Origin of the sequence: Alishewanella sp. d11 (assembly GCF_049390205.1) — a bacterium.
Classification (GTDB): Bacteria; Pseudomonadota; Gammaproteobacteria; order Enterobacterales; family Alteromonadaceae; genus Alishewanella.
This window is the reverse complement of sequence record NZ_CP186547.1, coordinates 539,657-555,245: the sequence shown is the minus strand read 5'-3', so window position 1 is coordinate 555,245 and position 15,589 is coordinate 539,657. Positions and strand designations below refer to the sequence as shown.

At 45.6% G+C, this 15,589-nt stretch carries 10 protein-coding genes; 7 read left to right on the top strand and 3 right to left on the bottom strand.

Annotation, left to right across the window (positions count from 1 at the left end; translation table 11 throughout):
- Window positions 1-44: 44 nt before the first annotated feature.
- Entirely contained in the window at window positions 45-2,393 is a 2,349-nt protein-coding gene (locus ACO1PK_RS02710; protein WP_423187143.1) for a penicillin acylase family protein, read from the bottom strand.
- Window positions 2,394-2,448: 55 nt separating this feature from the next.
- Here ACO1PK_RS02710 and ACO1PK_RS02705 point away from each other — a divergent pair, with 55 nt between their 5' ends.
- Window positions 2,449-3,102, top strand: coding sequence for a cytochrome b/b6 domain-containing protein (locus ACO1PK_RS02705; protein WP_423187142.1), 654 nt, complete (start codon window positions 2,449-2,451; stop codon window positions 3,100-3,102).
- A 43-nt stretch (window positions 3,103-3,145) separates the two neighbouring features.
- Here the strand turns inward: ACO1PK_RS02705 and ACO1PK_RS02700 are convergent, their stop codons facing one another.
- Window positions 3,146-3,601: a c-type cytochrome gene (locus tag ACO1PK_RS02700; protein WP_423187141.1), complete on the bottom strand. Its 456-nt coding sequence runs from the start codon at window positions 3,599-3,601 to the stop codon at window positions 3,146-3,148.
- A 185-nt stretch (window positions 3,602-3,786) separates the two neighbouring features.
- On the opposite strand from ACO1PK_RS02700, the gene ACO1PK_RS02695 reads away from it, so the two are divergent.
- The 4 genes from ACO1PK_RS02695 to ACO1PK_RS02680 all read left to right on the top strand — a co-directional run bounded on the left by ACO1PK_RS02695 (window position 3,787) and on the right by ACO1PK_RS02680 (window position 12,920).
- A complete protein-coding gene (locus tag ACO1PK_RS02695) occupies window positions 3,787-6,687 on the top strand; it encodes a bifunctional diguanylate cyclase/phosphodiesterase (RefSeq protein WP_423187140.1) in 2,901 nt (966 codons plus the stop codon).
- 78 nt (window positions 6,688-6,765) lie between these two features.
- The gene (locus ACO1PK_RS02690; RefSeq protein WP_423187139.1) at window positions 6,766-9,888 is read left to right on the top strand and encodes an amidohydrolase family protein; all 3,123 of its coding nucleotides are present in this window, start codon (window positions 6,766-6,768) and stop codon (window positions 9,886-9,888) included.
- Window positions 9,888-11,189, top strand: coding sequence for an amidohydrolase family protein (locus tag ACO1PK_RS02685; protein WP_423187138.1), 1,302 nt, complete (start codon window positions 9,888-9,890; stop codon window positions 11,187-11,189). Before ACO1PK_RS02690 ends, ACO1PK_RS02685 begins: the two co-directional genes overlap by 1 nt.
- 63 nt (window positions 11,190-11,252) lie before the next feature.
- Window positions 11,253-12,920, top strand: a complete 1,668-nt coding sequence (locus ACO1PK_RS02680) for a M28 family metallopeptidase (RefSeq protein ID WP_423187137.1) — start codon at window positions 11,253-11,255, stop codon at window positions 12,918-12,920.
- Between the two features lie 53 nt (window positions 12,921-12,973).
- Here the strand turns inward: ACO1PK_RS02680 and ACO1PK_RS02675 are convergent, their stop codons facing one another.
- Window positions 12,974-13,390 carry a translation initiation factor gene (locus ACO1PK_RS02675; RefSeq protein WP_423187136.1) on the bottom strand — a complete coding sequence of 139 codons (417 nt, stop codon included), beginning with the start codon at window positions 13,388-13,390 and terminating at the stop codon, window positions 12,974-12,976.
- A gap of 152 nt (window positions 13,391-13,542) precedes the next feature.
- Here ACO1PK_RS02675 and ACO1PK_RS02670 point away from each other — a divergent pair, with 152 nt between their 5' ends.
- Together ACO1PK_RS02670 and ACO1PK_RS02665 are read left to right on the top strand one after the other, a co-directional pair.
- Window positions 13,543-14,280, top strand: a complete 738-nt coding sequence (locus ACO1PK_RS02670; protein ID WP_423187135.1) for a GAF domain-containing protein — start codon at window positions 13,543-13,545, stop codon at window positions 14,278-14,280.
- Window positions 14,281-14,320: 40 nt separating this feature from the next.
- Window positions 14,321-15,517: an aromatic amino acid transaminase gene (locus tag ACO1PK_RS02665; protein ID WP_423187134.1), complete on the top strand. Its 1,197-nt coding sequence runs from the start codon at window positions 14,321-14,323 to the stop codon at window positions 15,515-15,517.
- Window positions 15,518-15,589 lie beyond the last annotated feature (72 nt).

The following is a 15,589-nucleotide window of genomic DNA, read 5'->3' as shown; positions in this document are numbered from 1 at the left end:
CTTTTTATTCATAACGACACCTTATTCCGTCTGGATGGCTAAAGTCAAGAGGCAGGCACTAACTGCTGCTGATATTTTTTAGGGCCCGGTAAAAAGGGTAAGGCCACTTCTCCTTGCCAATAAGGATAATCGGCCCGAAAAAATGGCGAGAGCGGATGACCCGATTGCCCGCCAGGGATAACTAAAATACCTTGCTGTTCATGCCCTGGCGCGACAACCATACGCTGCGATTGACCAAAGCGGGCATGTTGCACTCTTGGCATATGACTATCACCCGCCAGAGGCATTGCCGGCATGTTTAGCCAGCGCCCGAACACAGGAATAGCTGAGGCGAGCGGATGGGTAATCTTTGCTGTATTTCGATTACCCCAGCGGGCATTGGCTAAACTACCATATTGCTGCTGCAGTTCAGCTTGGGTTTGCTGAGCGGCTGTTATCAGCAAATCTTGCCACGTTGTAAAACCTGGCGGAAGCGTATCTAAGCGTTGTGCTTGCAGCATTAACCAAAGGGGCGTTTCTAACGAATACTTTAAATCGGCACTGCGCGCGCCCGCTTGCTCTAACAAGGCGGACAAAGGCTGAAAAGTAAGTTCTAGTAGTTTTACACGAAATTGCCTAATTAAGGTGTAACCAATGTCATCTGGATGGGCATGTAAAGTCGAGGCTTGAACATGTTGTCGAAATTCGCTTAACTGCCGTTCAGCCGCGAGCGATTCGCTAAGTGTGTCTAATAATAGTGTGCGCCAGCGCGTTAGCAGTAAGGCATGATGATCTAACTGGATCTGGTGAAGTGCTAACTCATCCGCTTGCTCCAGTGCCGCTAAGCCTTGAGCTATTTGCATACCTCTGGCGCCAAGATCATAACCGCCATTGCCTAAAATCGCATAGTCCTGATTGCCGACCGTGCGAGCATTTGCTGTCCATAATCGTTGCTTAGTTGGATTGATAAGTTTGGGATAAGCGGCAATGGGTAACGGCTCGCCCCACGTATAATCGCCACTACTCCAATCTTGGATGATATCCCAATGAGTCTGCGGGCGCTGTGGGATAGGGCCAAAGAGCGTCCAACCGATATTACCTATTTTATCTGCGACCAATAAATTTTGTGCTGGGATCCCAACCTCCGCTGCCAAAGAGAGGGCTTGCTCAACGGTTTCTGCTCGCTCCAGATAGCTTAGGTTTAGATTTACAGCGTTGTCATCATGGGCAACCCAACGTAGGGCATAATGCTGCTGATCCGCAAAAGGGATGACCGGTCCCCATTGCGTTTCATGCACCGTTAATTCATAGGTGGCAGCATCTTTGATAAAGATATATTCCGTTAGCGTAGTGAATGGTTGCCAACCCGTTGCCGTGAGATAAGCGCGTTGGTCTGCGGAGCGTTGCAGTTTAATAACATCATGCCAATCTGCTGTACTGTTAGTGAAACCCCAAGCAATATGCCGATTACTGCCAACCACGATGGCAGGCGTACCGGGTAAGCTGAGGCCTGTTACCTGATAGCCTTCATCTTGATCCTGCCAATTTAGCTGTGTTTTATACCAGGTTGCGGGCACTCCTAATGATAAATGCATATCATCCGCCAAAATAGCGGAGCCATGCGGGCTTAGCTTACCTGACACGGTAAAGTTATTACTACCTAAATCAACGGCATCTGCAGGTGTACATTGTTGACAGGCGATTGTTTGCCTTAGCGCGTCGGGATAAGGACTGGTTGGCAGGGGGATGGCCGAGACTTGACTACCATCGATCGCGGCTTGCCAATCGGCACTATGTTGTTGAAGAAATTGATACCAGTCGGCAGGAACGATCTCTTTGAGCTTCGTCATGGCAAACTCATCACGCCCTTGTTTGCCTTGCAAATCAAGGTACATGCTGTAAATGACTAGTAAGGTATCGCTCTCTTGCCAAGGCCTGGGTTGACTGCGCAATAAGGCATATTCAAAAGGCGGTAATCGTAGTTGGTTTAACCCCTCATTTACGCCTCGGGTATAGGCAGTCAACAGTTGTAAATCAGGATAATGTAAACGCGAAAGTTGCTGTTCAGCACGATGCCTAAAACGATGTCGTCGGTTTTGAATGTCCATTTCTAATGCACGTTCACCAAATAATTCTGCCAATTCACCTGCCGCATTTCTTCGCATTAAGTCCATTTGGAAAAAGCGATCCTGCGCATGCGCAAAGCCTAAACCGTATGCCACATCAGAACGATCTTGTGCGGTCACGGTAAGGTAACCAAGATGATCCCGTGTTAATGTAACTGGATTAGCGACCGCAGCCTGATATTCCCCATCGTAATCAGCTAAACTAGCGTTAAGCCAAAGATAAAGACTCAAAGTACCCAATAATAAAAATGTTAGTAAAATAGCAAATAGCCAGCTTAGTATTTTCATTTATTTATCCCGCTGGTATAAAATCAAAACGTTAGCATAGTAAAAGGAAAGCGCAATGTCAGTTAAAATACAAGTTTGGGATTTGGCGGTGCGAGTGTTTCATTGGTCACAAGTATTGCTGATTGCTGGGCTTTGGTATACCGGGAGTGAAGGCTTGATGGCACAACACCAGCTGATGGCTTATACCTTAGCGGCGTTGCTGATAGCGCGGATTTGTTGGGGGTTTTACGGCAGCATAACGGCACGTTTTAGCCATTTTGCCGCAACACCTTTAGCTGCTTTTCGTTATTTAAGGCAGACTAAGCCTGTAGTAGGCCATAATCCTGCTGGCGCTTATATGATTTTCTTACTGATAGCTCTAGTGAGTTTACAGTTACTTACCGGGCTGGCAACCTTCGATAATAGCTATATTAGTGATGGTCCTTTGGTGCGCTCACTCTCTGAAGAGTGGGTGTCTTTAGCCTCTAAAATCCATAAACTAAATATTGATCTGATCATTATTTGTGTTGCAATCCATGTCTTTGCTGCTTTATGGCATAGTTGGAAACATGATAATGTGATCCTGACGCTTATCACTGGCAAGGGCAACTATAATAGTGGCACGGCTGCGCCTGCGCTTAAACATAGCTGGAGTTATTTTGTGCTTGTTGCGGTGTTATTGGTAGTTTTTTACTTTTGGCAAGGTGAAATGTTATTGAAGTTTATTTAGGTTAACGAGCGCCGCTGCAAGCGGCGCCAGAATCAATAAAGCATTAATCGGCTTTATATTTGTCGTGACAGGCTTTACAGTTACGTGCGAAATCACCAAAAGCTTTGCGGATCTCTGCTTGTTCTGCTGTCTTAGCCGCTACCAGCAAAGCTGCTGCGTCTGCAGCCATTTTTTCACCACGTTGTTGCACGTCGGCTAAATTATCCCAAATCTCAGGTTTTACATCGCCACCGGCTTCTTTGGTGCCAGGAACAGTAAAAGTTTCCCAAGGTAATTGACTTAGTAGGGCAAGGGCTTCGGCTCTGCGCTGAACACGCTCAGCATCAAAAGCGACATTGCCACGGATCATGTCTTGAATGTCACCCATGTTATGACGGATTAGCTGAAAACTGGCCTGGCGGTAACTGACAGCGTCTTCGCCATCGGTAAAAGCAGTGGCAGCAATTGCTGGCATACACAAGGTTGCAGCGATTAAAGTTGTAAATATGACTTTTTTCATTTGCTTACTCTCTTCTGGTCGATTACGTTAATATAATGATAGAGTATAATATTATTAATTGTGTGCCTCTTTAGGACACTGTTTTTTAACTATAACAGCTGTGAGCGGTATTCGTGAAGGATCTTAATAGCAATAACGCCAAAGGAATCAATTCGCTGGGTCTGAAGTTTTCAGCGATGGTGTTTATGGCTATTGTCTTTGCAGGTCTCACTGTCACTTTCACTTTGACAGTATTACAACATAGAACTACGTTACAGCAAGAACAAATCTTAATTAATAACCAAGTTGAGCAACTCTTTAAGCAGTTTGAGCGAGACCTCCTTGAACTTGAAGCAAAAGCCCGTCGCTCCCATCAACTAATTGTTCGTCAGCTAGGTGCTAGCAATATGCTGCAGAGGAGCTATGAAGAGCCAAGACGGTTATCTGACGGTTCCAGACGACAACTCGATGAGTATTCTGGTGTTTTCATTGCTCCTTCTGCTCAGATTTCTGCCCAAGATCGAGAGTTACAGCGAACAGCGCTTATCTGGCAGCAACTAATACCTCTTATTCAACAAGATTTTTTTAGCGTATTGTTTATTTCTAAAAAAAATTATGTACGAGCCACACCTGCAGATTGGGTAATCGACCTAAACAGTGATATTGCATTACTGGACAGTCCGCTGTATCAGTTAGCAATGCCGCAACACAATAATCAGCGGCTTATGCAATGGAGCTCAATTTATTACGACAGTATTTGGCGGCAGTGGTTAGTGGCGATTACCATGCCCGTGTATCAGCAGGATCAATTTCTTGGTTCCTTGGTCTTTAATCTTAAGCTGACAGATTTATTGGCTGCCCTTTTACCAAAGGTTATTACGCAGCGACCAGTCAATATGCTGTTACTGAATCAAGATAATCAGCTCATTCATACGCACCATGAAGCAACTTCAAGCACTAGCTTAACAATGTTTTCCCATTATGTGGGGGAAGAGATTAAGCCAGTCTCGCTAAAAAACGCGATTATGCAGAAAGGTACAGTTCAAGCGGATGCAGATGCGGGAGCGCAATACCTTATTGCGACTTCACCAGTCACCCGACTAGGGTGGCGTTTTGTCTTATTTCAGACGGATGCTGAGTTACTACAGCTGCAAGCAGATTACCGTTTACCGCTTTTGTTATTAACCTTGCTGCTCGCTGTACTCATAACATCATTGTCCTATCTTTTAATGAATAAGATAGTTTTGCAACGCCTTAAAAAACTGGCTATTGCGGTGAACAAAGTTGGCCGGGGCTTACAACCTGCACCGCATTTGGATCAGCACTCAGACGAATTAGGCTTGCTTAACCGCGCCTTTATCAGTATGTGCGAAGAAATTAATCAATTAGTGACTGGGTTAGACAGTCGTATTGCGGAAAAGGAACAGGCTGAACTGTTAGCCAGAAAATTAAGTAAAGCGGTTGCCTATTCAAGTTCAGGTATTGTGATTACTAATCATCAGTTGGAAATTGAGTATTTAAATCCATTTCTAACGGAGCTACTCGGTTTAGAGCTTAATCAAATGCAAGGTAAACCACTGACGCAGTTGTTCTCTGCAGATATGCAACAATTAAGTGCCGAGATGATGCATACTTTAAAAGAGCGACAGCACTGGCAAGGCGATGTGTTACTGCAACAAGACTTAGCGAAGTCTGTGGTGCAACTTTGGGTTACGCTTACCATAGCACCGATAAGAGACGATAAAGGCGAGTTATCGCATTACGTCGGTGCCTTGCAGGATATTTCATTTATCAAGCAAAGCCAGAAACAAATGGAGCAATTGGCTTATTTTGATTCGTTAACCGGGCTGGCAAATCGCAGTTATTTTCGCAATCAATTGCGAAAAGCCCTCGCCATGTCGCAACGAGGTTATTACAGCTTTGCCCTGTTATATTTTGATCTCGACGAGTTTAAATTAATTAATGACACCCTTGGTCACGATGCGGGAGATGAGCTACTCGTTGAGGTTGCTTCTCGCCTAACCAGCCGCTTACGTGAAGACGACACTATTGCCCGTCTTGGGGGGGATGAATTTGCAGTTATACTGAGTGATATAAAAGATAAAATGCATGCTGGGCAAATTGCAGCCAGCTTACAAGAGGCTTTTCAAGAGCCGGTACAGTTGGGTACCCATACTGTTGGTATTAGTGCATCAATAGGTATTACGATAGCACCGGAAGATGCAGTTGACGAAGAGTTATTGTTAAAGCATGCCGATTTGGCCATGTATGAAGCCAAAGCCAGAGGTAAGAATACCTACCGCTTCTTCTCGCAAGAGCTTAATGATGCCGCTAATGAGAGGCTGCTGATTGAAAATCAGTTGCGTGAGGCTATCAGAGAGCAGCAGTTTATCTTGTTTTATCAACCTAAGATTGATTTACGCACCGAAACCTTAGTTGGCTATGAAGCACTTATTCGTTGGTTACGGCCGGATAATACGCTAATACCTCCCGCCCGTTTTATTTCTGTGGCGGAAAGTACGGGGTTAATTGTACAAATTGGTGAGTGGATTATTTTGGAGGCTTGCCGCTTTTTAGCCCGACAGCTTAGCAGAGGGTTTAATGTTACCGTTTCGATTAATTTGTCAGCACGGCAATTTCATGACAATAACTTACCCGGCATGATTGAACGCATAATACAACGTACCGGGGTTGAACCTAATGCTTTGGTATTTGAAATTACTGAAAGTATGTTAATGGGAGACACCGATGCGGCTATTAAACAGTTAAATCAGTTAAAGCGTCTCGGCGTCTCTTTATCTATTGATGACTTTGGTACAGGCTATTCATCGTTAAGTTACTTAAAACGCTTTCCTGTTGATGAACTTAAAATTGACCGTTCTTTTGTTAAAGATATTCCAGAAGATCAGAATGATATGGATATCGTGGCGGCAATTATCGCTATGGCGCAAAAGATGCAACTTCGTGTAGTCGCTGAGGGCGTTGAGTCGGCAGCGCAGGCAAGTTTTCTTAAGAAAAATGCTTGTCATCTGGTTCAAGGCTATTATTTCAGCATGCCACTAGCAGAGCAGGAATTAAGCCACTTAACATTTACTATAAAAACGTAAAAACAAATAAAAAGCTGAACTTTGTTCTGCATTCAGATTTAGCTTAAAAAAACACCAACACCATTCAGGAAAACGTTAATGATAATATCAGCTCGCTTGTCTTTGCTGAGTTTGGCGTTACTCAGCACAACCAGTGCTGTCAGTTATGCTGCTCAGACAACACCAGAGTTGGGAATACGAGACAAAACCCCCAATCTGATCGCTATAACCAACGCCACTGTTATGACCGAGCCCGGTAAGACAGTAGAGAATGCGACTATCTTAATTCGGGATGGTAAAATTGAAGCGGTTCGTACGCAGGCTACCGTACCTGCTGGTTATCAGGCCGTTGATTTAAAGGGTTATCATATTTATCCGGGTTTTATCGATCCCTATACTCAATACGGTGTACCCGCTGCTGCGGCAGAGGAAGGATTTAGCTTTGGTCGTCGGCCTATGTATGAAAATGACCGGCGTGGTGGTAATGCGGCAAATGATGCCATTCACGCGCAGCAGCGTTGGGTTACCCAGTTTAAACCCGATACAAAAACCGCGACTGAGTTATTAAAAGCCGGTTTTACCTCCGTTCAAAGTGCCCGTCAGGATGGTATCTTTCGCGGTACCGCTTTTGTGGCGTCATTAGCGGATGGTTTACCAAATGACCTGATTATTAAAGCCGATACGCAGCACTTTTTATCTTTTAGTAAGGGCAGCTCAAAACAGAGTTATCCGTCATCATTAATGGGCTCTGTAGCGTTAATTCGTCAAACACTGTCGGATGCGAATTGGTATCAAGCGGCAACCGCCAGTCCAAATTTACAGCTAGACGGAAAACCTATCGAATTCAATGCGGCTTTAGCCGCGCTTCGTACTTTACCGCAGCAAGGTGTGTTATTCGATACCTCAGATGAACGCTCACTGCTCAGGGCTAGTCGTTTATTAGCCGAATTTAATATTAAAAATGCCTTATTACTCGGCTCGGGTTATGAGTATAGTCGCTTAGAGCAAGTCAAGGCCACGGGCAAACCGCTGTTACTGCCACTTAACTTCCCAGCGGCACCACAGGTATTGACCGCAGAGCAGCGTTTAGACGTTAACCTAGCAGATTTACGGCATTGGGAGCGCGCACCTGCTAATCCTGCGGTGGTCGCTAAGGCCGGTATTCCCTTTGCACTGACCAGTCATGGCTTAGACAAAAAAGCTGACTTTATACCTAATCTTCGTAAAGCCATACAGTATGGCTTAACACCAGACCAAGCCTTAGCGGCACTGACGACAGTCCCTGCAGGATTGTTAGGTCTAGAAAGTACCTTAGGTAAAATTGCGGCGGGTTATCAAGCTGACTTAGTGATTAGCCGTGGCGATCTTTTTACGGATGGTGAAATCGTGGCAACCTGGTTACGTGGTCAGGAAAAGCGTTTTACGCCAGTACAGCCAACGGTCTTTGCTGGCCAGTATGCGCTGCGCTTCGATGACAAAACGTTCGACATTTCCTTAAAAGGCACTGCGCCAAAACTAACTGGTGAAGCGCGCTTTGGCGAGAAAAAAGTCAAACTTGAACATGTTATGGTGCAAGATAATCGTCTGCAGTTTAGTCTACCCTTGGCCGCGTTGAACGAGCAGCAAGCCGTTTTACAGTTTAATGGTGTGTTAACTGGTCAGCAATTAGCGGGTTACTGGTTGGATGCGCAAGGCAATCAAATCGCGGTTAGCGCTGAGCAACAAACTTTAGCTGCCGAAGCTAAAAAAGCTGCTAGCGTGCCCGCGCCCATGCTATCTCAACTAACTTTCCCCAACCGTGCTTTTGGTATCACAGCGTTGCCTACACAGCAAAACCTGCATATTAAAAACGCGACCGTGTGGACAGCCACCGAGCAAGGTGTTCTGGCAAATACGGATGTGTTAGTGAAAAATGGCAAGTTTGAAAAAGTTGGGCAAAACCTCGCGACTCCGCGCGGTTACACTGTTGTTGATGCGACAGGCATGCATTTAACGCCAGGTATTATCGATGAGCATTCGCATATTGCCACTGAGCAAGGTGTTAACGAAGGCTCGCATGCCAATACTGCAGAGGTGCATTTAGGCGATGTGCTAAATCCTGATGATATCAATATTTATCGTGCCTTAGCTGGTGGTGTAACCGCTGTGCAAATTCTGCATGGTAGTGCTAACCCAATTGGCGGCCGCGCACAAATTATCAGTTTACGTTGGGGGGAGGATGCCGAAGGTTTGAAATTTAAAAATGCCCCACCAAGCATTAAATTTGCCTTAGGTGAAAACGTTAAACAGTCGAACTGGGGCACGGAGTTCACCAGTCGTTATCCACAAAGTCGCTTGGGTGTAGAAACCTTTATTCGCGATCAATTCCAGGCAGCGAAAGAATATCAAGCGGCTTGGCAAGCATTTAATAAGCTTTCCAAACGCGAGCAAAGTCGGGTTGCTCCTCCACGTCGTGATTATCAGCTAGAGACCCTAGTGGAGATCCTTGAGGGTAAACGACATATTCATACACACTCTTATGTAGGTTCAGAAATTCTGATGCTGATTCAAGTAGCCGAGGAGATGGGTTTTAAAGTGAATACTTATACCCATATTTTGGAAGGCTACAAAGTTGCCAGCGAAATGAAAGCGCATGGCGCCAGTGCTTCTACTTTTGCTGATTGGTGGGGTTTTAAAATGGAAGTGAATGATGCTATCCCCACTAATACCTGCTTGATGCATGAGCAAGGGGTGTTAGTGAGTGTTAACTCTGACGATCCGGGTTTGTTACGTCGCTTAAATCAAGAAGCGGCCAAATCGACTATGTATTGTAATATGGACGAACATGAAGCCTTAAAAATGGTGACCATTAATCCAGCTAAACAGCTGAAAATTGATGATAAAGTCGGTTCGATCACTGAGGGTAAACAAGCCGATTTTGTGCTTTGGGATAATGAGCCTTTATCAGTGTATGCTATGGTTCAGCAAACGTGGATTGAGGGGGCCCGTTATTTTGATCGCCAGCAAGATTTAGCGAAGCGAAGTCAACTTGAGCAAGAGCGCCAACAGTTAATTCAAAAAGTGCTTACAGCCGGTGAGTCAGCTCGTCGCGGCAGTACCACCGCCTACAAGCAAGATGATCCGATTTGGCATTGTGATGATAATGATGATTGGCTGAAATTACGTTTTGGTTTTGGCAAGCATTTACACAGTCATGGTCATAGTCACGGGGAGCAACACTAATGAAGCTAATTACAACGTTATGTGCTGCTGCCGTTACCTTGGCTAGTAGCTTGGCGCTGGCAGTTAATCCTGTACCCGCACCAAAACAATCTACACCGATTTTATTAAAAAATGCCACTGTGCATAGCGTAGTCAGTAGCCCAGCAGTGCAAGATGTGTTGCTGGTCGACGGCAAAATTGCCGCGGTAGGCCCTAATTTAACCGCGCCTGCTGGCGCGGAAGTTCAGGATCTCACCGGAAAGCATCTTTATCCTGGATTAATCGCCTTGATTAATCAACTCGGTTTAATTGAGGTCGAAGCGGTACGCGCGACTCGGGATGATCGGGAGATCACTGCGACAAATCCTGATTTACAAGTGCAGGTTGCTTTTAATGCGGACTCTGTGGTGATCCCAACGATTCGTAGCAATGGTTTTAGCCATACTCTAATTTATCCATCGGGTAGTTTAATCACCGGGCGTTCTGCTTTAATGCATTTAGACGGTTGGAACTGGCAAGATGCACTGGTTCAGTCAGATGTTGGTTTGCATGTTAGCTGGCCACGGATGAGTTTACAAAACGGCTGGTGGGTGCGCGACAGTATTGAGCAGCAACAAAAGCGTCAAGCTGAGCAGTTAGCTCAGTTACAGGGGTTCTTTCAACAAGCTCACGCGTATTATTTAGCTGAGCAAGCAGGCTTAAATCGAGGTAAAGATTCTCGTTGGCATGCTATGTTGGCGTTCTTCGACAAGAAATTGCCGTTGTTCGTGCATGCCGATGATCCACGACAAATGCGTCAAGCGATCGCACTGGCAAAGCAGTATAACGTGAAATTAGTTATTGTTGGAGGTCGTGATAGTTGGCGAATGGCAGATGAGCTCGCAGCTAATCAAGTAGATGTGATTTACACTGAGCCTTATGGCCTGCCGACCCGCAGTGACGAAGCCTATGATCAAGCGTTTAGTGTGCCAGGTGTGTTAAAGCAAGCCGGTGTGCGCTTTGCCCTATCATTAGATGGCTTCTGGGACACTCGAAATTTAGTGTTTGCTGCTGGGCATGTTACCCGTTATGGCTTAGATCCTGCTGCAGCCTTACGTGCCTTAACTTTAGATGCCGCCGAAATTGCCGGTGTAGCTGATCGTTTGGGATCTATTGAGGTAGGAAAAAGTGCAAGTTTGGTCTTATCTGCCGGTGATATTTTTGATTACCGTGGGCATAAGGTAGAACAGTTGTGGATCGATGGCCGTAGTGTTGATTTAGATAATCGGCATAAACAATTACATCGTCGGTTCCAGCAACGTTATCAAGCTATGCAGCAGTAAGCGGTTTATTGTGTTTTAAAGTGCCAGTTTACTGGCACTTTTTTTTGATTCGGGAAAATTTGTATGTTTAAACACGCTATTATTTTGCTTGTGGCAGCCAGTATGACCTTGGTAGCCTGCAGCTCCACGCCGAAACAAGCTACACCCAAGGCCAGTGCCAGTGTGATTGAAAGTCATCTTACTTTTCTGGCCGACGATTTATTAGAGGGGCGCGACACCGGGAGTCGTGGCCATGAAATTGCTGCCCGTTATATCGCGCAGCAACTTCAGGCTTTAGGCTTACAAGGTGGTGCTGCAGATGGCAGTTTTTTTCAGCGGGTGCCTATGCGTAAAGCCACCTTAGAAGCCACGAGCCCCAGTTTACAGTTTACTCTACCTGCTGAAACCCTCGCGCTGAGTTATCCGCAGCAGTTTTTTACGGGCCCTAATTTACAGTATGCTGAACTTGCGCTGCAGGGAGAAATGGTGTTTGTAGGGTATGGTTTAGTCTCAGAAGCCTTTGCTTTAAATGATTACGCCGAACTGGATGTCAAAGGTAAAATTGTGGTGATGTTAGCCGGTTTACCGAAGTTTTTGCCCAGCGAAGAGCGAGCTTACTTAGGCAGTATGAAAACTGAGTTTGCCGCTGAGCGAGGCGCTATCGGTATTTTAACCTTACATACACCGGAGCAAGAGAAAACACGACCCTATGCCAATAGCTTATTGTATTTAAATACCCCCGCGCTCAGTTGGTTAGATGAGCAAGGTCATGTTGGTCGAGGTTTCTCAGAACTGAAAGGCAGTGCATATTTACATCCAGATGCGGCGAAAGCACTGTTTACTGCTGCTAATCAGTCGCTTGAGGCCATTTTTAACGCTGTGGCAGAGGATAAAATTCCTCAGGGTTTTGTCTTACCAGGCACTGTCGAATTAAAAAGTAAAACCAAACATCAAACTATTGATAGCCCGAATGTGTTGGCTGTGCTACCCGGTTCAGATCCTGTATTAAAAGACGAATATGTGGTGTTAACTGCGCACTCAGATCATATCGGTTTTTCCAATGATTTACGCACCACCGACAAGATTAATAACGGTGCCATGGACAATGCTGCTGGGGTGGCGATTTTATTAGAAACCGCGAGATTATTTGCAGCTTTACCGGCAGCGCCTAAGCGCTCCATTATGTTTGCCGCGGTAACCGGCGAAGAAAAAGGCTTGTTAGGCGCGGAATATTTTGCCAAGCAGCCACCGGTACCTGTGACACAGCTGATCGCCAATGTGAATTTGGATATGCCAGTATTACTGTATCCCTTTGCCGACTTAATTGCGTTTGGCGCAAATCACTCAACCTTGGGGGATGTGGTAGCGCGGGCAGCTGCAAAAGAAGGCATAGCATTAAGTGCTGATCCTATGCCAGAGCAAGCCATTTTTACTCGTTCTGATCATTATCGTTTAGTGCAGCAGGGAGTGCCCGCGGTGTTTCTTATGACGGGCTTTACCTCGAAAGATCCCGCACAAGATGGCGGTAAAATCTGGGGCAGTTTTTTCGCTAAGCATTATCACAAACCTTCGGATGATATTGCCAGTTTGACCAAAGAGTACGGTGCTATTCGCTATGATGCCGGTGCGGTGTTTACGGATATTAATTTTAATATTGCCTTAGATGTCGCTAATGCGCAGCAAAAACCTTTGTGGCGTCGCGATAGCTTTTTTAAGCAAGTATTTGGTCGTGCGGATAATTCAGAGCAATAATGCACTCACTGCTGTAATGTATTAACAGGCTGTGCGCAAAATGTAAGCCGGAGTCAACCTCCGGCTTGTTTTACCTTATAGCCTTTTTGTTGTAATAACTCCGCAATCAACTCGCGTTTATCGGCTTGAATTTCAATGATACCGTCTTTTACCGAGCCACCACACGCGCATTTCTTTTTAAGCTCGGTACAGATTGCAGTTAATTCAGCTAGCGTGCCAGTTAGTCCTGAGATAGTCAGTACCGTTTTTCCGCCACGGCCCTTAGTTTCTCGTTTCACCCGTAAAGCGCCATCGGCATAACGCTCTCCTTGGCGCATGTCGGTCTGTTCTGCTTTAATACGGCCAGTGGCGGTAGAATAGACTAGGTTCTCTGCTACCGGAGTAACGGCAGCATCCGGCGTGGTGTGCGCTGTGGTATTACTAGCGCTAAGTTGCTGTTGCCAATCGGCGAGTGAAATTTTTTTGCTCATAATGTTCGGTTAAATGACACGCTAAAAAATACAATAATGGCAAGCTTACTTAGCCTTGCGAGGGTCGGCAAGTTTTTCTGGCGCTAGCTTGGTTTTTTAGTGGTATCTGCTAAAATGGCTCGAGAATTTTTAGAAATCTGGATGGCTATACTGTGATTAATGATTTATCTAACTTAGTAACCTCTCCTCAAGCGGTAGAACAATACCTCAGACAAGCGGGGTTACTCTCGCAGTTATCCCTGCCGTTGGCCGATTTCACTACCCTTACCCAACACTGTCTGCAACAACTCACTGATTATCTGGCAGCAGATAACCCGCAGCAAGTACAATGGCACTATCAGGTACCCGAGCTAGGTGAAGGTGGAGCGTGCTCTTTATTTGGCGTGTTGGATGATAAACCTTATGATTTGACGCCGATTCTCGGCGGGCAAACCACCGAAAACCAGACCGCACTGTTGCGGTTAAGCCAAATCAGCGCATTTTATCAACAGCAGGCCAAGGTTGCTTGGTTTGGGATCTATCAAGCTAGAAATAATATTGCTGGTGAGCCCGTATTAGTTAAACTGAGCTATTTTGGCACACCGTCTAGAGCTGAATTTCCATTAACGGCCGCCTTTGCCGAAATAAGTAATAACACCAGCGTAGGTCTGAGTGGTCAGGCGCGCATCATCAATGATGTTGGTGCTTATTTACAGCAAGGTGGCGAATATTATACCTGCGATCCTAAAGTACAGGCAGAAGCGTGTTTGCCACTGTTTGACCAATCAGGCAAAATAGCCGGTATTATTGATGCAGAAGATTTTTCTAAACAGGTATTTACCACTGAGGCTTTGGCCTTACTGGTTGCGGTGTGTTTAAGCATACCTCGCTTTTTACCGGCAACATCTTGATGCGGCCACCCCTTAATAATCATAATTCAGGTAGAACATTATGTTTGCTCAGTTAAAGCCCGTGGCTACCGACCCTATTCTGGGGTTGATGGCAGCTTATCGTGAAGATCCTAATCCGCAAAAAGTTGATTTAGGTGTTGGTGTTTACAAAGATGAACAAGGCCATACTGCCGTGCTTAAATCGGTTAAAGAAGCCGAAGCGTTGCGGTTAAATCAAGAAGACAGTAAAACCTACATCGGTATGGCGGGTGATCTTGGCTTTAACAGCCATATGGAGAAACTGGCGTTTGGCGCGGCGCACCAAGTGCTTTTGGCAAATCGCGTCACGACTGCGCATACGCCAGGTGGCACCGGCGCTTTAAGGGTCGCCGCAGAGTTTATTAAGCGCGCTAACCCGAATGCGACGATTTGGGTAACTACCCCAACTTGGGCTAATCATATTTCGTTGTTTGAAGCAGCTGGTTTGAAAGTCAAAGAGTATGCTTACTATGACTATCAAACTAAAGGCTTACAGGTTGAGCAAATGTTTGCTGATTTGGCACAAATTCCTGCTGGCGATGTGGTGTTAGTGCATGCCTGTTGTCATAACCCCAGTGGTATGGATCTCAATTTTGAGCAGTGGCAACGTTTTACGGCTATTGCGCAAGAGCGCGGTTTTACGCCTTTAGTCGACATGGCCTACCAAGGTTTTGGACTGGGCTTGGAAGAGGATGCTGCAGGTTTACGTTATTTAGCCGACCATGTAGCTGAAATGATTTTGTGTAGCTCTTGCTCTAAGAATTTTGGCTTATATCGTGAGCGGATTGGCGCGGTCAGCATTGTGTCTGCCAACAGCCAAATTATGGATATCGCTCGAGTAAATTTACTAAGTGTGGTTCGCAGTATTTATTCTATGCCGCCTGCACACGGTGCCATTATTGTAAGTAATATTTTAAGTAGCAGTGAGCTTACAGCGCTTTGGCATCAAGAGCTGGCTGAAATGCGCGATCGGATCAATAGTTATCGACAGCTGATTATTGATAAATTCGCTGCAGAAGGGATCACCCAAGACTTCAGTTTTATTGCCCGTCAGCATGGTATGTTCAGCTTCCTTGGCATCAACAAAGCACAAATTGAGCGTTTAAAATCTGAATTTAGCATTTATATGGTAGGTTCAAGCCGAGTAAGTATTGCGGGTTTAAATCACAGTAATATCGACTACTTTGCTAAAGCAGTAGCCACGGTACTAAAAGACTAAGACGAGTGAACACCCCTGATTATTGCAGAGGTGTTGCTGTTGCCGCTTTGCGTCAAAGCGGCAGTGCAGTGA

Excerpts from the sequence above, each read along its gene's own strand:
- ACO1PK_RS02710 (WP_423187143.1), bottom strand. The coding sequence starts at position 2,393 with ATGAAAATACTAAGCTGGCTATTTGCTATTTTACTAACATTTTTATTA.
- ACO1PK_RS02705 (WP_423187142.1), top strand. The coding sequence starts at position 2,449 with ATGTCAGTTAAAATACAAGTTTGGGATTTGGCGGTGCGAGTGTTTCAT.
- ACO1PK_RS02700 (WP_423187141.1), bottom strand. The coding sequence starts at position 3,601 with ATGAAAAAAGTCATATTTACAACTTTAATCGCTGCAACCTTGTGTATG.
- ACO1PK_RS02695 (WP_423187140.1), top strand. The coding sequence starts at position 3,787 with ATGGCTATTGTCTTTGCAGGTCTCACTGTCACTTTCACTTTGACAGTA.
- ACO1PK_RS02690 (WP_423187139.1), top strand. The coding sequence starts at position 6,766 with ATGATAATATCAGCTCGCTTGTCTTTGCTGAGTTTGGCGTTACTCAGC.
- ACO1PK_RS02685 (WP_423187138.1), top strand. The coding sequence starts at position 9,888 with ATGAAGCTAATTACAACGTTATGTGCTGCTGCCGTTACCTTGGCTAGT.
- ACO1PK_RS02680 (WP_423187137.1), top strand. The coding sequence starts at position 11,253 with ATGTTTAAACACGCTATTATTTTGCTTGTGGCAGCCAGTATGACCTTG.
- ACO1PK_RS02675 (WP_423187136.1), bottom strand. The coding sequence starts at position 13,390 with ATGAGCAAAAAAATTTCACTCGCCGATTGGCAACAGCAACTTAGCGCT.
- ACO1PK_RS02665 (WP_423187134.1), top strand. The coding sequence starts at position 14,321 with ATGTTTGCTCAGTTAAAGCCCGTGGCTACCGACCCTATTCTGGGGTTG.